At 41.8% G+C, this 21571-nt stretch carries 22 protein-coding genes; 21 read left to right on the forward strand and 1 reads right to left on the reverse strand.

Annotation, left to right across the window (positions count from 1 at the left end; genetic code table 11):
* Positions 1-66: 66 nt before the first annotated feature.
* From BMX79_RS07380 to ftsE, 15 genes are all read left to right on the forward strand, one after another.
* On the forward strand, positions 67-957 hold the full coding sequence (locus tag BMX79_RS07380; RefSeq protein ID WP_091480959.1) for a flagellar hook-basal body complex protein: 891 nt from the start codon (positions 67-69) through the stop codon (positions 955-957).
* Between the two features lie 75 nt (positions 958-1032).
* Positions 1033-1230, forward strand: coding sequence for a flagellar FlbD family protein (locus BMX79_RS07385; protein ID WP_091480961.1), 198 nt, complete (start codon positions 1033-1035; stop codon positions 1228-1230).
* Between the two features lie 3 nt (positions 1231-1233).
* A complete protein-coding gene (locus BMX79_RS07390; RefSeq protein WP_091480963.1) occupies positions 1234-2040 on the forward strand; it encodes a motility protein A in 807 nt (268 codons plus the stop codon).
* A gap of 9 nt (positions 2041-2049) precedes the next feature.
* Positions 2050-2859, forward strand: coding sequence for a flagellar motor protein MotB (locus tag BMX79_RS07395; RefSeq protein ID WP_091480965.1), 810 nt, complete (start codon positions 2050-2052; stop codon positions 2857-2859).
* Positions 2846-3334 (forward strand): flagellar basal body-associated FliL family protein, encoded by a 489-nt coding sequence (locus BMX79_RS07400; protein ID WP_170230995.1) that lies wholly within the window; start codon positions 2846-2848, stop codon positions 3332-3334. Before BMX79_RS07395 ends, BMX79_RS07400 begins: the two co-directional genes overlap by 14 nt.
* A gap of 20 nt (positions 3335-3354) precedes the next feature.
* Positions 3355-3771: a flagellar biosynthetic protein FliO gene (locus BMX79_RS07405; RefSeq protein ID WP_091480968.1), complete on the forward strand. Its 417-nt coding sequence runs from the start codon at positions 3355-3357 to the stop codon at positions 3769-3771.
* Positions 3768-4433 carry a flagellar type III secretion system pore protein FliP gene (gene fliP / locus BMX79_RS07410; protein WP_091480970.1) on the forward strand — a complete coding sequence of 222 codons (666 nt, stop codon included), beginning with the start codon at positions 3768-3770 and terminating at the stop codon, positions 4431-4433. Before BMX79_RS07405 ends, fliP begins: the two co-directional genes overlap by 4 nt.
* Before the next feature lie 76 nt (positions 4434-4509).
* Positions 4510-4773, forward strand: coding sequence for a flagellar biosynthesis protein FliQ (fliQ, locus tag BMX79_RS07415; RefSeq protein WP_091480975.1), 264 nt, complete (start codon positions 4510-4512; stop codon positions 4771-4773).
* A gap of 4 nt (positions 4774-4777) precedes the next feature.
* Entirely contained in the window at positions 4778-5539 is a 762-nt protein-coding gene (gene fliR, locus BMX79_RS07420) for a flagellar biosynthetic protein FliR (protein ID WP_091480976.1), read from the forward strand.
* A gap of 16 nt (positions 5540-5555) precedes the next feature.
* Entirely contained in the window at positions 5556-6626 is a 1071-nt protein-coding gene (flhB, locus tag BMX79_RS07425; RefSeq protein ID WP_091480978.1) for a flagellar biosynthesis protein FlhB, read from the forward strand.
* Between the two features lie 16 nt (positions 6627-6642).
* A complete protein-coding gene (gene flhA / locus BMX79_RS07430; protein ID WP_091480980.1) occupies positions 6643-8721 on the forward strand; it encodes a flagellar biosynthesis protein FlhA in 2079 nt (692 codons plus the stop codon).
* A 14-nt stretch (positions 8722-8735) separates the two neighbouring features.
* A complete protein-coding gene (locus tag BMX79_RS07435; RefSeq protein ID WP_091480983.1) occupies positions 8736-9452 on the forward strand; it encodes a sigma-70 family RNA polymerase sigma factor in 717 nt (238 codons plus the stop codon).
* Entirely contained in the window at positions 9445-10224 is a 780-nt protein-coding gene (locus tag BMX79_RS07440; protein WP_170230996.1) for a flagellar hook-basal body protein, read from the forward strand. The genes BMX79_RS07435 and BMX79_RS07440 overlap by 8 nt, the downstream gene beginning before the upstream one ends.
* A 26-nt stretch (positions 10225-10250) precedes the next feature.
* On the forward strand, positions 10251-11027 hold the full coding sequence (locus BMX79_RS07445; RefSeq protein ID WP_091480989.1) for a flagellar hook-basal body protein: 777 nt from the start codon (positions 10251-10253) through the stop codon (positions 11025-11027).
* A 44-nt stretch (positions 11028-11071) separates the two neighbouring features.
* Complete coding sequence (gene ftsE / locus BMX79_RS07450) at positions 11072-11791, forward strand: cell division ATP-binding protein FtsE (protein ID WP_091480992.1); 720 nt, start codon at positions 11072-11074, stop codon at positions 11789-11791.
* Between the two features lie 338 nt (positions 11792-12129).
* On the opposite strand, the gene BMX79_RS07455 is transcribed toward ftsE, so the two are convergent.
* Complete coding sequence (locus BMX79_RS07455; protein WP_091480994.1) at positions 12130-13755, reverse strand: methyl-accepting chemotaxis protein; 1626 nt, start codon at positions 13753-13755, stop codon at positions 12130-12132.
* 168 nt (positions 13756-13923) lie between these two features.
* On the opposite strand from BMX79_RS07455, the gene BMX79_RS07460 reads away from it, so the two are divergent.
* The 6 genes from BMX79_RS07460 (at position 13924) to BMX79_RS07485 (ending at position 21570) form a co-directional block, all read left to right on the forward strand.
* Positions 13924-15294: a DUF2254 domain-containing protein gene (locus BMX79_RS07460; RefSeq protein WP_091480997.1), complete on the forward strand. Its 1371-nt coding sequence runs from the start codon at positions 13924-13926 to the stop codon at positions 15292-15294.
* A 102-nt stretch (positions 15295-15396) separates the two neighbouring features.
* On the forward strand, positions 15397-16932 hold the full coding sequence (locus tag BMX79_RS07465) for a methyl-accepting chemotaxis protein (protein ID WP_091481000.1): 1536 nt from the start codon (positions 15397-15399) through the stop codon (positions 16930-16932).
* Positions 16933-17105: 173 nt separating this feature from the next.
* Positions 17106-18698 (forward strand): putative bifunctional diguanylate cyclase/phosphodiesterase, encoded by a 1593-nt coding sequence (locus tag BMX79_RS07470; RefSeq protein WP_091481003.1) that lies wholly within the window; start codon positions 17106-17108, stop codon positions 18696-18698.
* 307 nt (positions 18699-19005) lie between these two features.
* Positions 19006-20739, forward strand: coding sequence for a sensor domain-containing diguanylate cyclase (locus tag BMX79_RS07475; RefSeq protein ID WP_091481006.1), 1734 nt, complete (start codon positions 19006-19008; stop codon positions 20737-20739).
* Complete coding sequence (locus BMX79_RS07480) at positions 20717-21148, forward strand: type IV pilus modification PilV family protein (RefSeq protein WP_091481008.1); 432 nt, start codon at positions 20717-20719, stop codon at positions 21146-21148. Before BMX79_RS07475 ends, BMX79_RS07480 begins: the two co-directional genes overlap by 23 nt.
* Complete coding sequence (locus tag BMX79_RS07485) at positions 21145-21570, forward strand: PilW family protein (protein ID WP_091481011.1); 426 nt, start codon at positions 21145-21147, stop codon at positions 21568-21570. The genes BMX79_RS07480 and BMX79_RS07485 overlap by 4 nt, the downstream gene beginning before the upstream one ends.
* Position 21571 lies beyond the last annotated feature (1 nt).

Genomic DNA, 21571 nt, shown 5'->3' on the forward strand with positions numbered 1-21571 from the left:
GACTGAAAAGACGCTTTTTTCTGATGACCGACCGATTCAGAAACGTTTAAAAATGGAGGAAAACACATGTTAAATTCAATGTTCTCAGGTATTACAGGAATGAAAGGCCAGCAGACTAAAATGGACGTGATAGCAAACAATATCGCTAACGTCAACACAACCGGATTCAAATCCCAGCGTGTCCGTTTCCAGGATATGATTTCTCAGACAAACGCCAATGCTCAAGGGCCAAACAATAACGGCCGAGGCGGAATCAATGCCCAGCAGGTTGGACTTGGAACACAGGTTGCTGCGACTGACGTGATGATGCAGGGTGGTTCGCTTCAGTTTACTGGACGTGCACTCGACTTCGGTATTCAAAACGGGGACAATTCTTTCTTTGTTGTCAGCCAGGATGGTGGTCAAAGTGGGCTGATGCAGTACACTCGAGACGGCGGCTTCTATACTGATAATGCTGGAAATCTGACGACTTCGAATGGATTTAGACTGATGGGTTACACCGCTGCTAATGGAGAATTAGTGCCTGCTGATTCTTATAATCAGGATACTAGTCTACAAGGTGAACTGACAGCATTGTCTATTCCTCAGGTAAGAGATGGCTTAACTTTACAGGACTACAGTGTGGACAGTACGGGAACCATTCTTGGAACATACAGCGATGGGAATGCATATGTGATCGGACGAATTGCTCTTTCAAACTTCTCCAACCCGGATGGACTTGAGAAAGCTGGAGAAAACATCTATAACCAGACTGCAAACTCAGGTGTTCCACAGTTCGGCGGCCCTTCTGATGACGGATTCGGCGTCGTACGTTCAGGATTTATGGAAATGTCAAACGTCGATCTGGCAACAGAGTTCACTGAAATGATCGTTGCGAGCCGTGCATACCAGGCCAACAGCCGAAGCATTACCACGTCAGATGAGATGCTCCAGGAACTGATCAACCTGAAACGTTAATCGATAAGCCGGGACGGACAACCTACTAATGGCTATCCGTCCTGACTGCTTAATCTGACTGAAAAGAGGATCGATATGATTGCATTACGAACAGTTTCAGGCAAAGAATTTTACTTGAACACTGACTGTATTTTAAAAGTCGAAAAGGATTATGATACATTGATTACTCTTGTTGATCATAAAACCCTTCGAGTGATGGATTCACCAGAAGAAATCGCCGAAAAAGTATTAGCATATAAACAAAAAATTTACCAGTCATCGATGGGAGTGTAAAAAGTGAAAAGGAATATATTACCAGCTATAGGATTAGTTGTTGGTGTGGGGCTTATCATTTCAGCGATGGCATCAAATGGAGAATTGAGCCGGTTCTTTGACGGTCCATCTCTGATCATTACGTTGTTTGGATCATTTTCCGCATTACTGATCAGTTTTCCTTTGAATACATTAAAAAAAGTACCCGCTCTATTAAAAATGCTCATGTTCACTCCGGATGATGATCGTCAGGCACTCATAGAAACGATCACTCATCTGGCCAAAAAAAGCCGGACAGAAGGCATTTTAGCAATTGAAAATGAAATAAAGGAACTTGATAATTCTGTTCTAGTATATGGTCTTGAAATGGTAGTCGATGGAACGGACATTGATACGATTGATGAGATTTTAAATGTGGAACTTGAGCAGACGGAGGACCGTCACTCGATCGGTCAGCAGGTCTTTCTAAAGTGGGGAGAATATGCCCCTGCATTCGGAATGATCGGGACTTTGATTGGACTGATTGCGATGCTTGGTGACTTGCAGGATCCATCACTGATTGGCACTGGAATGGCGACAGCCCTTCTTACAACATTTTATGGAAGTTTTCTTGCGAACATGGTCTTCTTGCCTATCGCTAAGAACCTTGAGATTCAGACGGCTAATGAGCTGAAAACGAATGAAATGATTATCGAAGGTGTGCTTGCTCTGCAAAGAGGGGACAACCCGAGAATCATCGAGCAGAAGCTTCAAAGCTTCCTGTCTCAGTCTGATCAGAAAAAGAAGGAAGCTAAAACGGCTGTATCCGTAACAGAAGAATTTGCAGGTTAGGAGAAGGACATGGCTAGAAAGCGAAAATACAAAAAGCAGGCAGACCAGGCCGGCTCTCCTGCATGGATGACCACTTATTCTGACTTGATGTCCTTGCTGCTGACATTTTTCATTCTTCTCTTCTCCATGTCTGTAGTCAGTGAGGAGCGCTTCAGAGAAGTAGCCGAATCTTTAAGGATGGCACTTATTGGAAGCAGCAGTGATTCAATTCTGGATAACAGCGGAGACACGGTTGGAGATCTGGATTTTGAAGAGTATGGCGATCTCAATGAATATGAGGGTGTGGATCCGGAAGAAGTTTCAGCAGAAGAAACACCTGTAGACCCGAACTATGTTCCTGAACAAGTCCTTGAATTATACGACACCGTCAATCTTTTCCTTGAAGAAGAAGGACTTGAAGCAGATGTTACTTTGTCCAGAGATCAGGAAGGCGTCTATATAGATATACAGGAAGCCATCATGTTTGATCCTGGCCTGGCGGAATTGAAGGACAACGGGCAGGAAACAATGAGCCGTCTGGCGGGACTGTTTGAACTCTTCGATAATGAAATCATTATTGAAGGCTATACTGATGACATTCCTACGGGTGGAGGCAGATTCGAAACGAACTGGGAACTGTCCGTAGCCAGGTCAGTGACAGTTTTAAGATACTTGTACGAAAATCATGATATTGCTCCGACCCGTTTATCTGCCCGTGGTTACGGGGAATACAGGCCAATTGTACCGAATGATTCGGCAGCAAACCGGACGCTTAACCGTCGGGTAAACATTGTAATCGTGCATGATGATAGAGAGGAAGTTCCAAGTGGTACAGAATAGCGAACAATCGAAAAAGAAAAAAGTAAGAAAATTAGTGATAGGGATCGTGGCTGCGGTGATTGTACTTGTAGCAGGTATGGGAATCGGAATTACAGTATTTGGGAACTCTGGAGAGGAATCACTGATGAGCCGCTTCAAGTCATCAAATGAAGCACAGGCAACTGAGATCGCTATCCCACTGGATGAATTTTTAGTGAATGTTAAAGGTGAAACAACTCGAAGTCAGTCTATAGTCAGAATGGAAATCACTGTCACGAGCATGGATGATGAAGCTTCTGAAATCATCAGCACTGATATTGCAAAAGTAAGAGATGCAGTCATTCACGTTGTATCCAGTCAGTCAGTATCAACTATTATGGAAGAAAAAGATGGGGAGTTTATCGTCAAGGACCAGATCAAGGACAGAATCAATCAGTCTCTAGGAAGTGAACTCATAGAAGATGTCTATGTGACGAATATCCTGATTCAAAAATAAAAGAGAAAGGAGATAAGGAAATGGATGTATGGGATATTTTCCAGATGATTACAGCTTTGGTTGTCATTGTATTTTTAGCTAATTTCCTGCTAAAGAAACTTAACGGCATTCAGCAGCCATCGAGCCAGGTCATAAAAATAATCGAGCGAGTGCAAGTTTCCAAGTCTTCTTCTCTCTGCATTGTTCAGGTCGAATCGGAGTACATGCTGATGAGCATTTCTGAAACATCGAATGAGGTCATCAAGACATTCACCGATGAAGAAAAGGAAGCAATCCAGCAGCGTCTGGCTAAGAAACAGCACAGTCATGAAGCAGGGCAGCTGACGAGTCAAGTCGCTGCTTTCTCAAATGACCGGGCGGCCTCGCTTACTACATATATCAAGAAGTGGAAGAAACAGTACGCCGAGTTTCAGAAGAAAGGAATAAACAAAACATGACAGAAAATCTGGTAGACGCTCTGGCGCTGACAAATGACACGTCTGAAGTCGTCAACTTATATCTGCTCCTTTTTCTGATCGCACTGATTCCTTCCTTTCTCGTACTGACGACAAGTTTTACACGGACGATCATCGTACTTTCATTTACAAGAAATGCCTTGGGCACACAGCAGAGTCCTCCCAACCAGGTGCTGATCGGTCTGGCCCTCTTTCTTTCAGTATTTGTCATGCGCCCTGTGTATCAGGAAGTGAACGAGCAGGCCTTGCAGCCGATGCTGGCGGGAGAGATTACAAGAGAAGAATCGCTGGACATTGCTGAGGAGCCGATCAAGACCTTCATGCTCGAACAGACACGGACAACTGATCTGGAACTGTTTGTCCAGCTTAGCGGAGATGACTTTCCTGAAGACCCGGAAGATCTGTCCTTATTCACGGTTATTCCGGCTTTTGCAATTAGTGAACTGCGGACAGCTTTTACGATCGGCTTCCTTATTTTCATCCCATTTCTCGTCATCGATATCGTTGTAGCAAGTATTTTGATGTCTATGGGGATGTTCATGCTTTCTCCAGTGATGATTTCACTGCCATTCAAGCTTCTGCTGTTTGTTATGGTGGACGGGTGGTATCTGGTGGTTGAGTCATTAATTGGTAGTTTTTATTAAGTTAAAGACCTCGTGAACTCATTACCGAGGTGATGGGTGGAACTGAACTCAGAGGTAACAAGGAAAGGATTTACATATGTCAACTCAGAATGTTTTAGATGTCCTGCAGGATGCATTCCTGGTCCTGATCAGAGTAGGTGGACCGGTACTCATCACTGCACTGGTAATCGGACTGGTTATCAGTATTGTACAGGCAACGACTCAGATTCAGGAACAGACATTAAGTTTTGTACCTAAACTTTTCGCTATCTTACTGACACTTGTCCTTCTCGGAAATTTCATGCTGAATACATTAGTGGCTTTCACCGATCGACTCTTTTCGATCATCGCAGGATTGTGATGGCATGACAGGAGAAGTACAGCAGTTTCTGCTGATCATGATCAGATTGACCGTATTCATATCGATCAGCCCAGGATTTTCACACTCGTCCTTTCCGACTGTCAGTAAAGTGGCACTGTCGACTGGATTAGCGCTACCTGTGATAGGTGCTGTTCCAGCGTTTACAGCTGAACTGGCCATGGGTGATTTTTTACTGCTGGGAATTAGAGAACTGCTTATCGGTATGGCACTTGGCTATATTACGCTGCTGTTTTTTACGGCAGTAGAGATTGCCGGCACCCTCGTAGACTTTCAGGTCGGATTCTCTATGGGCGCAATATATGATCCATCTCTAGGAGTCAACGCATCCTATTATGGACGAATCTATTATTGGATTTCGATCATGATTTTTTTCATAGCGAACATACATCATCAGGTCATTACAACACTGGTTGAATCGTTTACCTGGGCACCAATCAGTACGGATCAAGTGATGCTTACACATATTGGTATAGAAGGCATCGTACGGCTGTTCGGCCATTTGTTTGCCGCAGCCATTTCACTTGCTATCCCTCTTATTATCGTTGCTTTGCTTTCAGAGTTAACCCTTGCTTTAATATCTAGAACAGTTCCTCAGATCAATGTACTGATACTGGGGATGCCGATGAAAACGCTGGTAAGTCTTGTGTTCATGTTCTTCTTTTTACCACTTCTCATGAGGAACATAGGGGACCTGTTCCCGGACATGATCAGATATATGAATGAATGGCTCTATTCTCTTCAATAAAAGGAGGCGATGACTGATGGCTGCAGATAAAGACGGAAAAACAGAAAAACCCACCCCAAAGAAACTCCGTGAAGCGAGAAAGAAGGGACAGGTGCCGAAAAGTCAGGATCTGTCTTCGGCTATATCATTCGGACTTTTTGCACTAGGCTTTACTGCTCTAGCCATGTATGTCCTTCAGCGAGCCTATGTCTTTCTGCAGGAATCCCTTCGTTTCGGAAATGATCCGGCAAGGGTGGTTCATGAACTGCCTGCAATGGGAATGAACGCCATCATCTGGTTCATCGTTCTAGCTGCACCATTTCTAGGCATCGCCTTTTTCACTGGAGTTGTTGGAAATATGGTTCAAGTAGGTTTTCTATTTACGAAAGAACCGCTAAAACCTAGTTTTAGCAAAATCAATCCAATCAGTGGCTTCAAGAATATCTTTGGTAAAAAGGCACTGTTCGGACTGGTGAAGAACTTGATGAAACTGTTTATTGTCGTAGGGTTTACAGTCTATACACTTTATCAGTCAGCCGTTGTCATCTTGAATGCGGGTCGAGTGGGCTCCTTTGCCATTTTTCCTTTAATGATTGAGCTGGTCAGTCAGCTGGCTTTTCAGCTGGCCGTTTTCATGGCCATACTCGGCATACTGGATTATGTCTATCAGAGATATGACCATAAAAAGAACTTGATGATGTCCATGCAGGAAATCAAGGACGAGTACAAGGAGATGGAAGGGGACCCTCAGATCAAATCTCAGCGTAAAGCGCGCTACAGAGATATGCTAGCTGGAAATATTAAAGACGTCGCTGAATCAACCGTTCTGATCACCAACCCGACTCACTTTGCTATTGCAGTCCGTTATGACCAGACAAAAGATCAGGTCCCAGTTGTCTTAGTTAAAGGACAGGATCATATGGCACTCAAGATGAGGGAACTCGCCAGGCAGGAAAACGTCCCGATTATTGAGAACAAACCGCTCGCAAGAGCTCTATATAAACAAGTCGAACCAATGGATCCAATACCTACTGACATGTATGAAGCAATCGCAGAAATTCTTGCGCTGATCTTCCAGGCAGAAGCTAGCAGAAAACACAAGATATAAAAAAGGATGAGTACTTATGAACAACCCGGTGGCAGCTAAACGTAAAGCGGCATTAGCCAACACTTTAAATATAATCATTGCTTTTGTCGTCGTCTCTATTATCGGGATCATTATCATCCCAATGCCGACATTTATACTCGATTTTCTGTTAGTTGTGAACATTTCTTTAGGTATTACAATTCTCGTTCTGACGCTTTTCACGCACTCTGTACTGGACTTTCTGAGTTTCCCGACCCTGCTTCTGATCACTACAATGGTCCGACTGGGACTGAATATCAGTTCGACCCGTCTGATTCTGAGTCAGGGAGACGCCGGAAAAGTGATCGATACATTCGGAAGCTTCGTTGCAGGGAATAACTACATTGTAGGGGCAGTCCTGTTCGTCATTATTGTCGTCGTACAGATCATGGTCGTTACAAACGGTGCCAGCCGAGTCGCTGAAGTATCAGCCCGTTTCACACTTGATGCCATGCCTGGTAAACAGATGGCGATCGATGCGGATCTGAACAGCGGTCTGATTACTGAAGAACAGGCTAAATTCAGACGTTCAAACCTTGAAAAAGAAGCCAACTTTTACGGTGCCATGGACGGTGCCAGTAAGTTCGTCAAAGGGGATGCCATTGCCGGGATCATTATCACACTGATCAACTTGGTTGGTGGAATTGCCATTCATTCACTTCAAGGGGACTATGCGATAGGGGAAGCACTGGCTCACTTCGGTCAGCTGACTATCGGGGATGGTCTGGTCAGTCAGATTCCCTCACTATTAATATCAGTTGCATCAGGTATCCTGGTTACCCGAACAGCTAATGAAAAAGCATTCGGGGATACGATCGGTGGAGAGCTGTTCCATACACCTCAGGTCATGTATATCGTTGGTACTCTGATGGTCATATTCGCCATGGTACCCGGCTTTCCGTTCTTTCCGTTTATTCTATTAGCTACAGGCTTGTTCGTAGCAGGATATCTCGTCAGCGAAAGTCAGAAAGCCACTGAACAGGATGTTGCAGCTCAAAACCTTCAGGCAGCAGCGAGTCGTGAGGCAGAACCCGTCGAGGAATCAGCTTCTCAGTTTCAGGTCGACCGTATTGCCGTTGAGATTGGCTATGGTCTGATTCCGCTGGCGAATGAAGATCAGGATTCCAGCATGACCGACCAGATCGCGGCCATTCGTAAGCAGCTGTCCTATGAACTGGGAATACTTCTGAATCCCATCCGTATAAGAGACAACCTGCAGATGGCGCAGCATGATTATGTAATTAAGATAAAAGGTAATGAAGTCGCTCAAGGGACCCTTTATCCCGATAAGTTTCTGGTTGTTGAACCAGGCGGAATGGAAGAGGAAATCGACGGGATCGATGCAAAAGAACCTGCCTTCGGACTGGATGCGCTCTGGGTAACAGAGAAAAACAAGGAAATTGCAGAGCTTCATGATTATACAGTGGTTGACCCGTTGACAGTTCTCGTTACGCATGTCAAAGAAGTCATGAAGCAGAATGCGGACGAACTGTTAGGCCGCCAGGAAGTCAAGGAACTGCTGGAAGGGCTGAAAGAGCATTACAGCGTTGTTATTGATGAACTGATTCCTGACATCCTTCAGCTTGGCGACGTTCAGAAAGTCCTTCAGCGTCTGCTTCGTGAAGGTGTGCCTATTACGGATCTTGTCACGATTCTGGAGACACTGGCCGATTACGGCAACACGACAAAAGAACATGAAACACTGACAGAATATGTCAGACAGGCACTTAAACGGACCATTGTCAAAGAACACATGGATGATCAGAACACATTGAATGTTCTGGCTGTTCACCCTGAAGTCGAGGAACGTCTGGCGTCAAGCATTCAGAAGTCGACGCAAGGATCGATACCTGTGCTGCAGCCTCAGGAAGTCAATCAATTGTTTGACAGCATCAATCAGCAGAGTGCCATGCTCACTGCTCAAGGGATTCCTTTTGTTCTGCTGACTTCACCGAAAATTAGACCGGCTATGCGAAACCTGCTGTCGTTCAATTTTCCGGACTTGACTGTCTTGTCTTTAAATGAAATACCTAATGAATGTGCGATCGAGAGCACTGGCATGGTAAGCATGAATTAGAATGGAGGGAGAACATGGAAGAGCAGCTAAGAAATGACACGGTCATGCAATATATGCCGCTTGTGCATAAAGTGGTTCATGGACTGAAAATCAATAATAAAGAATACGATCATGAAGACCTGGTCAACATCGGAGTGATCGGCTTAATGAAAGCCGTTGAAAAGTATGATGATGCCTTAAATGTCCCTTTTATCAATTATGCCTACATGCGGATCAAAGGTGCTATCATCGATGAGATTAGAAAAACGTCCCGGGTGTCCCGCAGTAAAATTAAGGCAGTCAATGAGTATTATGATGCTATCAACTCGCTGCAGCAGACTTTGCTGAGAACACCGACAGAAAAAGAAATTTGTCAGCAGATGGGCATCACTGACACGGACTTGAAGAAAATTTACGAGACGGTTCACCAGCTGTCGGATGTCTCCCTTGATGATATTTTATTTGAGGATTCGTCCAGTGAAACGAACTTGATGGAAGTCATGACGGATGAATCGGCAGTTCAGGCAGAAGATAAGCTAATTAAGAAAGAGCAGTTTACCTTTATGAAAGAAGCCATTCTGACACTTTCTGAAAGAGAACAGCAGATTCTTCAGCTCATTTACTTTGAAGAACTGAGCATGAAAGAAGTCGGCTACATTTACGATATTTCAACACCGCGGGTATCCCAGATCCACGGGAAAGCTCTCCTAAAACTAAGAGAAGCGATGAGAAAGGACTATGCACATGATTAGAGGTCTAGATACAGTATCAGGCAGCTTTAATGTCCTGACCCAGAAACAGAAAAATTTGGCCACAAATGCAGCGAATACAATGACTCCAGGATACAAGTCGCAGCAGCTGATGACCAGCACTACTGAACAGACAGAAGTACATAATTACACTAGAGGGCCTGAATCGAATCGACGCAGAGATGTTGGTTCGATTGTCTTCAGCAATCAGCTGGACGAAGCCGTACGCAACTTTTCGTCAGGGGGTCTGCAGCTGACGGACCACAAAACGGATCTTGCAGTGAACGGAGATGCATTCTTCACCGTACAGAATGGTGCAGGTGAACTCCTTTATACAAAGAACGGGAACTTTTCTGTGAATGCTGAAGGACAGCTGATTACTCAGGAGGGGTACCTGGTCATGGGAATCGAACAGAATGGCGGCATGTCTCCGATCATGGTCGGAACAGATGTTGAAGAAGCATTCACAGTAAGCAATAATGGATTTGTCTATACCAATGACCGTAACGTGCCACAGTTTCTGTACATGACCCAGTTTGAAGATCCAACCGGTCTGACAAGCGCGGGTGGAACATTATTTCAGGGAGACGGGGGCGTACCTGCAGGGAACGGCTTCACAATTGAGCAAGGATATGTGGAATCATCAAATGTCAGTATGGTCGATGTGATGAGTGACATGCTTCAGATTTCGAGAGAATTTGAAGCCAACCAGAAAGTCCTTCAGTCTGCTGATGAAACACTCAGACGGGCGACTCAGGAAGTCGGGCGGACTTAATCAGATAAAAGGAAGGACGAGAATTAGTGAATATTCCATATAGTATTTCTAAGAGTGCTTTGCAGTCGCAGCAGCAAAAGATGAATCACGTGGCCCATAATATTTCAAATGTAAATACTACTGGCTTCAAGAAAAAGGATGTTCAGTTCAGTGAACTCATGCATAATGCGGTGACTGAACAGGATGTAAGGTTTTCTGAAAACGCCGATCCTCTTTCACTGAATACAGGAGTGCGCATTGCAGGAACGAAGGACAGCTATGGCCAGGGGGGGCTGACTCACACAGGAGACACTTATCATCTGGCTATTGGAGGAAACGGGTTCTTCGGGATTCGGAACGCTGATAATGAGCGTCTTCTGACAAGAGATGGTGCGTTTCATTTAAATGATACAAACCAGCTCGTTAATGACAGAGGTGACTTGCTGGAAGTTAACTTAACTGTACCGGCTGACCAGTGGGCAGGAGGTACCGTCAGCATCGACAAGAATGGGGACATCATCAGCCTAGTCAACGGACAGTCGACAGTAGTCGGATCAATTCCACTGTTTCTTCCCGCCAACTCAAGTGATATCGAACCGGCAGGAACCAACACTTACCGAGTGGCAGAAGGCGCTGATCTGCTGATAGCAAATGCAGATCAGGGAGGCGTCGGTTCAATCATGAGCGGTTACCTGGAAGAATCCACTGTAGACCTGGCTCAGAGCATGATGGAAATGATCATGTCTCAGCGTGCCTATTCGCTCAATTCGAAAGTGATGCAGAGCACAGACGAAATATACTCACTGATTAATCAGTTCACATAATTTAAACTAAGAAAAACTGTTCCGAGTTAGAGGAGGACACCCCGATGATCCGATTATTGAATGTATCCAAGCATTATGACAAGACCCAGACTCAGGCACTGAAAAATGTCTCCATTGATATCGATCAGGGGGAATTCGTCTATCTGATCGGTAAAAGCGGCTCAGGTAAGTCGACATTACTCAAGCATTTATATGGTCAGGTAAAACCTTCTGAAGGCCATGTGGTGTTTGATTCTTTTATCGTCAGCCGATTGAAGTCGAATGAACTGTATCGCCTCAGACGAGAGGTCGGTGTTGTATTTCAGGAATACAATCTCCTGAATTATAAAACGGTCTTTGAGAACGTCGCGTATGTTCTAGAAGTCACTGGAGTTGAGAAAGATCAGATCGAGGAGCGAGTGATGGAAGCCTTAACCACGGTCGGGCTTAAGCATAAAGCACTGGACCTGCCTGAACACTGTTCCGGTGGAGAGCAGCAGCGGATCGCTATCGCTAGAGCCATCGTACATAAGCCGAAACTGCTGATAGCCGATGAACCGACCGGCAGTCTGGATCCGAGGACCAGCCTCAAGATGCTCCAGCTTCTGCATAAGATAAACAAATCCGGTACAACAGTCGTGATGTCTACTCATGATTACAGCTTCGTCGAGCACATGCCAGCTCGGGTGATCCGACTTGAAAAAGGAATAGTGAAGAGTGACCGGTCGAAAAACCATACTCTGCTGATATTGAATAATACGATGGGAGAATTTTACGTCGTCTAATTATATTTTTTACACGCACTAGCATAATCAGGTTCGGACCTGATTATGCTAGTGCGTGCTTTTTTGTATTTAATAGAAACCCTGGAACGTGTTTCTACATTATATTAGTGCTGTTGAAGACGAATTCCTTATAAGTCCCATATATGAGGCATTAAAGACGTAATTGCGTGCTCCAATACGTTATAACTCCGATAAATGAGGCATTCAACACTAAGATCTTCATAGCGGAGCGTTTCGACGACTAACTGAACCCAGCACATAAGGGAGATAACCTGTAAATACATCCATTCATCGTAGTAAAAAGGATCCCCCATAAGGAGAATCCTTTAATATTCATATTATAGAGAATGTGCGGCAGGTTTTCTTTTGAAGAAAGAATACTGATTGGGTTCGTCATTCGACTTATCTTTTTCTATCTGATCCTTTTTACTTAATTGAAGACTTTCGATTAGTGGGTTCAGTTTTTCGACTTCGTCAGCCAAAGAACGAGCCAGTTCTGTTGTGTTTTTAATGAGTTGAAGTTGTCTGTCTGATTGTTTGTCAGTAGATTCGGTAATGAGTGCCGTTTCTTCAGCAATTTCCTGCATGAGATCGAGCGCCTGCAGAATCTGTCTGGAGTTCTCTGAAATGACGTTCGATGTAGAAGCTGTTCTATTGATATCAGAGTCAAGGGTCTGTACAGCTTCCAGAATATATTTAAATTTCAATTCTGTTTTAGAGACACTATCGAGACTGTCTGCCATTTTTACCTGTCCGGTACTGACCGACTCTCTTGCCAATGTACTGTCTGACTGTATTGTACTGACAATCTCTGAAACTTTACTTACTGCCTCATCTGTTTGAGTAGACAGTTTTCTGACTTCCTCAGCGACCACAGCAAAGCCTTTTCCTGCCGCACCAGCCTGAGCTGCTTCAATCGCAGCATTTAAAGCTAGCAAATTCGTTTTTTCGGATATTTCAGAAATAACGGTTATTATGCTGCTGATTTCACTGGATCTCGAGTCAAGTGAAGAGACGATCGAATTGACCTGTTCATAAGCCTCTGCCAGGCGATGCATTTCTTCAGTCGTCTGTTCAACGAGACCAAACCCTTCAGTTGATTCTTTCGTCATAACTTTAGAAGAAGATACAATATTTATCGAATTGGCTTCTATTTCTTTTATAGAACTGGAAAAGGAATCTAGTATGCCTTGACTACTTATAGCCTGGTTAACTTGTTTTTCGGAACCTGAGCGAATACTCAACAGAGAGGTCTTGACTTCTTCACTGCTGATTTGAGTATCATTCGCGTTTGCTGAAAGCTGACGTGCTGTTCGATCGACCTGGGTGCTAGTATCTGTCAGCTGGCTGATGATAGATTGGATCGTTTCTTCGCTGCCTTTATTGATGGCCTCTAATGTCTTAACTTGCTGCTTATATGATGCAATCTGCCATATAACTGCTCCGGCTGTTAGTAATAAGAACACTGCATGGATGAGGACCATGACAAAAGAGTAGTTTCCCGGACCATAAACAAAGAAGGTTGCGGGGAAAAAGAAATAACCGAACAGATGCTGAAATGCGAATATTCCAGTCATCAGGAAAACTAATGGAATCGAGTTATAGTAGGCCATAGTCGCCACAACCATGAAGATTCCAAAGTGATATTCGACAGCGCCAAACCCACCCATTATCATACTGATGACAGAAAAAGTCAGCGTGAGGGTAACTGTTAAAGGGATCGTTCTGGCACTTGGTTTTACGTAAAACAGATAAATGGAGACAACTAGCAGCAGAAGGGGAAGAGCAAAAAAGAGACCGTTAACAATGCCGTAATAAGCAGGAACCTCCATTACAATTGCCTCACGACTTGAACTTCCATGAAAATGAGTGTCAATTAAAGACTGTCTGTGAAAAATATGCACCATGACATTCAAGCCGAATGTAATGCTTGCTAACCCAACCATTAACTTATTTTTATTCATTCGATCATTCCTTTTAGTAGATTTCGAAGCAAACGCTAATTACAAATGTTATTATCGGATTCCAAGAGAAATCCTTAAGCAAATCTGTAAAAATTATAAAGAAATACATGTATACCGATACATAACAAGAGCTATTTATACGTGAATTGTATTTTAGGAGGAAGAACTATGATTGAAAAGTGGAATCTTAATATGGAAGAAGCAAAGGTCTGGTTAACTTTAGGTGGAAGTGTTCTTTTTTCTTTTCTTCTGGCAATCTTAGTTATTTCTCTGGATACGAGACTGATCACACTGATAGAATACTTTCCAGCGTGGACATTGACAAGTGTCGACTTGGCAAGAGAAATCCTCAGTCTACTGGCTGGTTCACTGTTCTCTGTTGCCACCTTTACTTTTGCCACTATGCTGACAATCGTCACACTGTACACGTCTAATTTCAGCCCTCGGGCAACTGAAAATTTTCTTCTTAATCGTGTTTCAATACAGACATTGGGTGTCTTTTTAGGCGGGTTTATTTATTGTCTGTCTTCTCTCTTTTTTATGAGAAGTTCCGAGGATGAATTTCTAGTCGTATCAGCAACTGTAGCCTTAGTTTATGCATTTGGTGCAGTTATTATGTTTACACGTTTTGTATACTCCAGTTCGCAATATGTGCAGCTCGAGAAATTGATTCATAATTTATATAGTGAAGCCGAAACAGTATATCAAAACTATATCAAACGCTTCGAGGATTACCGAACAGTTAAGCATTTACCTGAAGTAGAGTATATGTACACTTACACGATTAAAGCGAATCGAAGCGGGTATATTGAACATATTCATTTTGACTATCTGAAATCTATGGCGGTTGAGACTGAATCCTTATCTGAAGTGAAGATTCGCGTAGGCGAATTTGTATCTGAAGGAGAGCCCGTCGTGGAGATCAGATCTAATAAAAACATTGAAGATTTCGTTGATCTGACGGAAAAAGTAAATCGGGGTTTCAGTTACGAGGAACAGAAATCTGCAATGTATGATCCGGATTATGCCCGAATAAAACTTACGGAAGTTGCTTTGAGAGCCGTCTCGCCTGGAATTAATGATCCTAATACTGCAATACATATTCTCCATTACAAATCTCTTCTAGAAAAACGTTTAGCCGCTTTACCAGGAAAATATGTGCTTATGTGGGAATCTGATGAAACCTTGGAAGATAAAGAGGAGTCACCTGAATTGTATGAAGGTAAGGTTTTTTATCGGTATAATGATTTTTCGGAAGATCTTTATAAAGGGTACTGGCAGCTTGTATTTTATATGCAGAAAGATATTTCAGGTGTTCATGCACTTTTCGAAGCAGTCAAGACGATTGTCTATCCTGCTCATCCGGATAATCTAGGATTCATAAAGGAGTACAATGATTATCTTTATAATATGACCTCGAAAAACTTTGACGAACAGTTTGATTTAATGATAATAGAAAAAGATTACGAACGGATAAAAGCCATCATAGCAAAAAAAGAGAATGAGAATAAAGAAAGTGATAAAAAAGAGGCGGTCTGACCGCCTCTTTTTCAATGTAAACTATCCGACGTCATGGCCTTAACTTTTTAGGAAACTATCCGATAATAACGACTAGGAATACTATAGAAGGAGTGTAATTAAATGAAGACAGCTGCTGTATTGGCTCCAAGAAATAAAATAAATAAAGCTGAGTTGAATTTTACTATGAAAGAATCATTCAACGTAAAAGCAAACAAACTAATGACTTACATTATGATTGGGATGGTTTTAAGTGCTTATCCTATCGTGTATTTGTTTTCAGTTATGGATTGGATAGATCAGGACAATTTCCTGGCATTCCTCAGTTATACTTTGGTAATTCTGGTACTGATGTTTCTATCTTTAAAGTTATTTGGTCAGAAACCATATGGAAAATTTATCACCATAGGACTGATGTACGCACTTCCTATAGCAATAAGTTCAACCTTATATACTAGAACAGCATGGACCGTTTTGTTTCTATACCTGATATTGTCGTTACTTTATCTGGATAAGAAAGTTCTTTATCTCTCAGGGGGAATGGGTGCACTTAACTTAGGATTGATCATTGCACTGGATTATACAATGATTACTGATCCTGTAGAATTCAGCATCATGGCTGTGTTGTACCTGTTTGCTGTAGTAGGTGGATATCTGGTAGTTGCAGGAGGAGAAAGACTGATTGCTCAGATTGAAGAATCGTCAGAAGAATCAGAGAAACAGTCTTTAAATATGAAAGCAATCATTGATACTGCTCAATCTACCATTCGTCAGCTAAGACACAGTGTACAGTCATTGGATAAAACAAGTGCTTCGATCGTTCAAGCTTCAAATGAAGTGAATAGAGCCATTGAGGATATAGCGAGTTCAACTTCAAGTCAGGCAGAAGATACTGAAAGTGGGGCTGTTCATGTCAATGATCTAGGGACTATCCTTAAAGGACACTCAAACCAGATCGATCAACTTACGAGTAAAACTAAGGAAGCGAGATCATTGAGACAGTCAAGTATGGAAAATCTTACGTCTCTCACAGATAATACTCAACTGAGCATCGAACACGTTAACGAGATCGAGACAATGATTCGATCAACGTCTGAATCAGTAAACAAAATCGAAGCTGCATCTACTGAAATTGCCAGCATTTCAGAGCAGACTAATCTTCTTGCATTGAATGCTTCGATAGAGGCGGCGCGTGCTGGAGAAGAAGGTAAAGGGTTCGCAGTCGTAGCAGAAGAAATCAGAAAACTGGCAGAACAGTCGCATAAGTTTAACGAAGAAATAGCTGAAGTAATTACAAACTTGACGCGTCAGGCCAGTGAAGCTGTGGGTGCTGTTGGTAATTTAACGTCAATTACTAAAGAACAACAGGGAAGTCTGGATGATACCAACAGACGGTTTGATTCCTTATCAGAAGCCCTTATCACATTGGAAGAAGTCATCAGTTCTGTAGCGGATGCAGGAGAAAAAATGGAGTCAAAAACTGATGAACTGATTGGAATCATGCAGAGTTTGTCTGCCTCTTCAGAAGAAAACGCATCAACCACTGAAGAAATTTCTGCTTCAACAGGAACGACTTCCAATGACATTGCTCAGATATCTCAGGATATTCACGAAATCACGCTTCAAGTTAAGGAACTGGAGTCTGTTATCAGAAATTAAAGTGCATATATTATAGAAAAAAATAGATAGTACATCAGTATGATTAATTTTTAAATTATCTAGATATTTAATGATTAAAGTATGATAAACTATACCTAGTTATACAATATACGTATTAAACTGCATAATTATAGAGCTGTTGAGCTGGTTATGTAAAAGGAGCACAGAATCGTATGACAATCATCTCTGGATGGGCCACTGAAATTATGAAAGGACAAGTGAATAACTCGCTTTATGTCGAGTATTTATTTGTGTTAGTTGCGCTGGGCATCTTGTTTATTGCAACTAAAAACTGTTTCAAGCCACCATACATTTATTCAATCGTAAGTGATCCGCTTAAGTTTCCAGATGATCAGAATGAAAAAGCTATAGCTAATGGCTGGGTTCAGAAACTGAAAAACAAGCTGTTTTCATCTAGAGGAAAGAAAACTGAGTGGATACAGGAAATAGAGAAGAAAAAACATGAATTGAATCAAGTCAAATACTTCGACATGCTTACAAAGCTTCCGAACAGAGTGAAACTAATGAAAGATTTCCAGGAACGCTTGTCTATACATACGACGAGAGATGCAGACGTGGAAGTAGCCATATTTATGCTGGATATTGATCGATTCAGAATCATCAATGAGCTTCATGGGCGACAGGCAGGAGATTTGGTCTTAATAAAAATTACTGAGCGCCTTCGAACTCTTTTAGGTCAGCGAGCGGTAATTGCCAGAGAAAGTGAAGATGAAATATATATTCTCATAGAAGATGTAACAGAAAAACAGACGCTCAGTCTGGCTAGAGACATCATCGATTTGTTTACTAAACCCTTCAAGGTTAACGGATCGACCTTTTATGTTACTGCCAGTGTTGGAATCAGTCGATATCCTGAAACAGCTCAGGATATGGAAGCTCTGATGCAGCAGGCTGAAATAGCCATGTACAAGGTCAAGAGAACCGGGAAAAATAATTACCACCTGTTCATGACTGATGATGCAGCAGCGATCGAACGTAAACGACGAATCGAATTCGGTCTGAAGGAGGCTCTTCTTCATAATGAACTGTACCTTGTCTATCAGCCAAAAGTAAGAATGAATGATGAAAAAATCATCGGTGTGGAGGCTCTACTTAGATGGGATCATCCTATTTTAGGCACTGTTTCACCAGCAGAATTCATTCCTATTGCTGAAGAGTCGGGCATGATCAACGAAATTGGCTACTGGGTCATTTATGAAGCCGTCAGACAGGCCAAAGAATGGCAGAAAGAGGATATGCATTTACATATTGCCGTCAATGTATCCGCCATGCAGTTTGAAGATACCTATTTTGTTACTCGAATAAAGAATGTTCTGGAATTATATGAAGTAGATGCGAAAAACTTCATTGTTGAAATCACTGAAAGTGTCATGCAGGATGTTGAACACGCGAACCGTGTCATTAAGGATCTTCATCACATTGGCGTCAACGTTGCGATAGACGATTTTGGAACAGGGTATTCATCACTAAGTGTTCTCAATAATGTATTTATTGATATTGTTAAAATCGACAAATCATTTATTGATCATGTTGTTTCCAAGGAAAACACTGCTTCATTAGTCAAAACAATGATACAAATGGGTAAGAGTTTGGATTTCAAGATTATTGCTGAAGGTATTGAAAACATAGAACAATCGAACTTTCTTAAAGAGAATGCTTGTGAATATGGTCAAGGTTACTTTTTTAGTAAACCTGTGTCACCAGCTGAGGTCACTAGACTAACTAAACTTAAATTACAAAACTGAACAGATTAAAGATGCTCAATAAAAGAAGTCTCATGATGTTAATATACGTCTGACTAATTTTGTTGAGTGTTTTTTATTAATATTTGTTATAAGTGAACAAAATAGCACAAAAGTTTTCATCTATCTTAACAATTAATATAAGGTTAACTAGAAAATGTACAGGTTGTTTTTAATGTTTCAATTCATATTAAGCCTTTACATCCGAACAGATATTTTGAATTAAGAATAATTGACGGACTTAATATTTATAGATAAACTAGCTTTAATGAAAAAATTCTAAAAATAATTTAATGTTGGAGGAAACAGCATGGTATCAGTAAAGAAAAAAGGGGGCATATGGCTCTCGTTCTTCATCCTTTCTCCTTTGATTTTTTATCTGGCTTTACCGACGTTTTCTCTGGAACAGGTATGGTCTGTAGACTATATGTTTTTTGTTATGCTTTGTCTGTTAGTCTCCTTTTATCCAATACATACTGAAAAATCAATTTTATTTCTAACAAATGGAGTCTCAGTAGCCGTATTTATTATTTATGGATTATTTGCAGAAATTGTTGTAACCACCCTGGCTTTACTTGCATTAATGCTGCGTTCTAATATAAAAAGCGATGAACATTACCGGTATCCCCTTAACCTGCTCATGTTTCAGCTTCTATCATTAGTGTCGGCATTTGCTTATTACACTGTTTTACCTATGGTATCAGATGGCGGGATGTCTAGTTTCAGTTTAACTGCACTTATTATTTATATGCTGGTACATCTTGGATTCAACCAGATTGCTATGTACTGCATAAACCGCTATTTATTCAATGTAAAAGAAACTGAACTGATAGATGAAGATTTTAAGTTCTCGTTCTATACCAGTCTATTTATTGTCCCATTATCATTTATACTTATTTACTTATTTGAAGAACTTCATTTAAACGGAATCGTGATCGGAGCTATTCCATTCCTGACTATAACAGTAGGGATGAATGTGTTCTTCAAAAACCAGATGAACAATACGTATTTAAAGAAAGTCAACGTTCTCGCTCAAGAGCTGACGGAGAAGAAAAAACGAAGCGAGGTCATTGAAACCTACCTTAGGTCACTAGCGCATATTTTTCCTGTAGATGCTCTGTCTTACTTTAATGTTTCAAATGACGGTGAGGTTAGACGAACAGTTGTGTTTAAAGAGAACCTGGGTATTGAAGAGTTAAATGAACCTTTCAGTATTTCAGAAAAGTCTATACTGAACAATGCTATTCTTAATAGAACAATTATCTATTATAATCGAGCAGCTGACTGGCGTATACACTGTATAAATGATATCTGCTATCACGCGGAAAGCGCCATGGTATTACCCGTGACCTTACGTGAAGATGTAGCAGGACTCATACTAATCAGTCACAAGACTAAGTTTATGTATAACGACATGATTGTTTCGCTTATAAGGATTTTGCATCAGTATTTCTCAATAGCTCTGGATAATGCACATCAGTATGAACTGTTGGAAGAAAACAGTGAAACAGACTACTTGACAGGACTGACTAATCTAAAAGGGTTTTCTAAACAACTCGAAAAAGTTATCAGTGAAGAAAACACCTGTGTGTCGCTAATCGTCATGGATCTTGATCATTTTAAGAAAACTAATGACACTTATGGACACGAAGCAGGAAACGAAGTGCTCAGACAAGTGGCCCGTCTGCTTGAAAGGTTGACTGATATGGGCCTTACTGTCGCACGTTATGGAGGAGAAGAGTTTATTGTCCTGCTGCCTGATTACAGCAAAAATGAAGCCAGGATAATAGCAGAAGACATAAGAAGGAAAATTGAGTCGGCTGCTTTTACTGTACAGCAATCAATTAAGAGCAGTAAACCAGTCATTATCCCTACAACTGCAAGTTTAGGTGTAGCCACCTATCCAATAGACTGCAGTCGAGCAGATGAATTGATTACTGTTGCAGATAAGGCCATGTATATTGGCTCAAAACAAAAGGGGCGTAACCGTGTGACCATTGCCCGTAAAGGAAGAAACAGTTATGAAGTTAAGAAAATTTTCTGAACTAAATAAAGACACTGGAACGACACTCGTTGAACTTCTTGCAGCGATTGCTATTCTATCATTGATCGTTACGGCATTTTTAGCGTTCTTTATTCAAGGTGCCCGAACAAACACAAGGGCAGGCGATGTAAATGAAGCGACTTTCATCGCTCAGGAACAGATGGAAGAGATGGTTCATTTTTCGCAGACACTGACTATTGATGAGCTGAAAATAGTGGAAGGATTCTCTGAACGTTCCGGAGTACTGAGTCGTCCGTTCAACGAGTCAGAATACAGTGGAGATATACGTGTTTTTAAAGTTGAAGATTCAGATTCCCTTTATACAGTGATAGTGACTTTAACAAAAGACAACAGGCCCCAGGCCATCCTTGAAAACCGACTACCATTTAGAGTGGGGGATGCAGAATGATGAGCCGATTAAAAGCTGAAGAAGGTATAACACTCGTTGAACTGCTTGCAAGTATCGCTATTCTATCAATAGTCATTCTACTGGTCGGCTCTGTGCACATATTTGGACAGACACAGTTTATCAGCCAGACTGAGACTGCCAGCCAGTCAAATGATTTGAGGTACAGTTTGTCTTTAGTATCAAGAGATGTACGGCAAGCAGGAGTGGTCGAGGAAATTGGTGAAAGAACTTATTTGGTTGGAGAGTACACGTATTCATTTCAGAAACCTAGTCTCTTCAGAAATGGTGAAAGACTCTCCAGCAAGGTAGATGATTTCAAAATTATACCGACAGAAGACCATGCTGAAATAATAATTAAAAGCACAACCAATCGACAAGCACAAGATGAATCCTATCATACGACCATTTACTTCAGGAGGTGAG

Origin of the sequence: Alkalibacterium pelagium, assembly GCF_900109325.1 — a bacterium.
GTDB lineage: Bacteria > Bacillota > Bacilli > Lactobacillales > Carnobacteriaceae_A > Alkalibacterium > Alkalibacterium pelagium.

Excerpts from the sequence above, each read along its gene's own strand:
- flhA (WP_091480980.1), top strand. The coding sequence starts at position 6,643 with ATGAACAACCCGGTGGCAGCTAAACGTAAAGCGGCATTAGCCAACACT.
- BMX79_RS07485 (WP_091481011.1), top strand. The coding sequence starts at position 21,145 with ATGATGAGCCGATTAAAAGCTGAAGAAGGTATAACACTCGTTGAACTG.
- BMX79_RS07465 (WP_091481000.1), top strand. The coding sequence starts at position 15,397 with ATGAAGACAGCTGCTGTATTGGCTCCAAGAAATAAAATAAATAAAGCT.
- ftsE (WP_091480992.1), top strand. The coding sequence starts at position 11,072 with ATGATCCGATTATTGAATGTATCCAAGCATTATGACAAGACCCAGACT.
- BMX79_RS07440 (WP_170230996.1), top strand. The coding sequence starts at position 9,445 with ATGATTAGAGGTCTAGATACAGTATCAGGCAGCTTTAATGTCCTGACC.
- BMX79_RS07380 (WP_091480959.1), top strand. The coding sequence starts at position 67 with ATGTTAAATTCAATGTTCTCAGGTATTACAGGAATGAAAGGCCAGCAG.
- BMX79_RS07455 (WP_091480994.1), bottom strand. The coding sequence starts at position 13,755 with ATGAATAAAAATAAGTTAATGGTTGGGTTAGCAAGCATTACATTCGGC.
- BMX79_RS07480 (WP_091481008.1), top strand. The coding sequence starts at position 20,717 with ATGAAGTTAAGAAAATTTTCTGAACTAAATAAAGACACTGGAACGACA.
- BMX79_RS07470 (WP_091481003.1), top strand. The coding sequence starts at position 17,106 with ATGACAATCATCTCTGGATGGGCCACTGAAATTATGAAAGGACAAGTG.
- BMX79_RS07395 (WP_091480965.1), top strand. The coding sequence starts at position 2,050 with ATGGCTAGAAAGCGAAAATACAAAAAGCAGGCAGACCAGGCCGGCTCT.
- BMX79_RS07460 (WP_091480997.1), top strand. The coding sequence starts at position 13,924 with ATGATTGAAAAGTGGAATCTTAATATGGAAGAAGCAAAGGTCTGGTTA.
- flhB (WP_091480978.1), top strand. The coding sequence starts at position 5,556 with ATGGCTGCAGATAAAGACGGAAAAACAGAAAAACCCACCCCAAAGAAA.
- BMX79_RS07385 (WP_091480961.1), top strand. The coding sequence starts at position 1,033 with ATGATTGCATTACGAACAGTTTCAGGCAAAGAATTTTACTTGAACACT.
- BMX79_RS07475 (WP_091481006.1), top strand. The coding sequence starts at position 19,006 with ATGGTATCAGTAAAGAAAAAAGGGGGCATATGGCTCTCGTTCTTCATC.
- BMX79_RS07405 (WP_091480968.1), top strand. The coding sequence starts at position 3,355 with ATGGATGTATGGGATATTTTCCAGATGATTACAGCTTTGGTTGTCATT.
- BMX79_RS07435 (WP_091480983.1), top strand. The coding sequence starts at position 8,736 with ATGGAAGAGCAGCTAAGAAATGACACGGTCATGCAATATATGCCGCTT.
- fliP (WP_091480970.1), top strand. The coding sequence starts at position 3,768 with ATGACAGAAAATCTGGTAGACGCTCTGGCGCTGACAAATGACACGTCT.
- fliQ (WP_091480975.1), top strand. The coding sequence starts at position 4,510 with ATGTCAACTCAGAATGTTTTAGATGTCCTGCAGGATGCATTCCTGGTC.
- fliR (WP_091480976.1), top strand. The coding sequence starts at position 4,778 with ATGACAGGAGAAGTACAGCAGTTTCTGCTGATCATGATCAGATTGACC.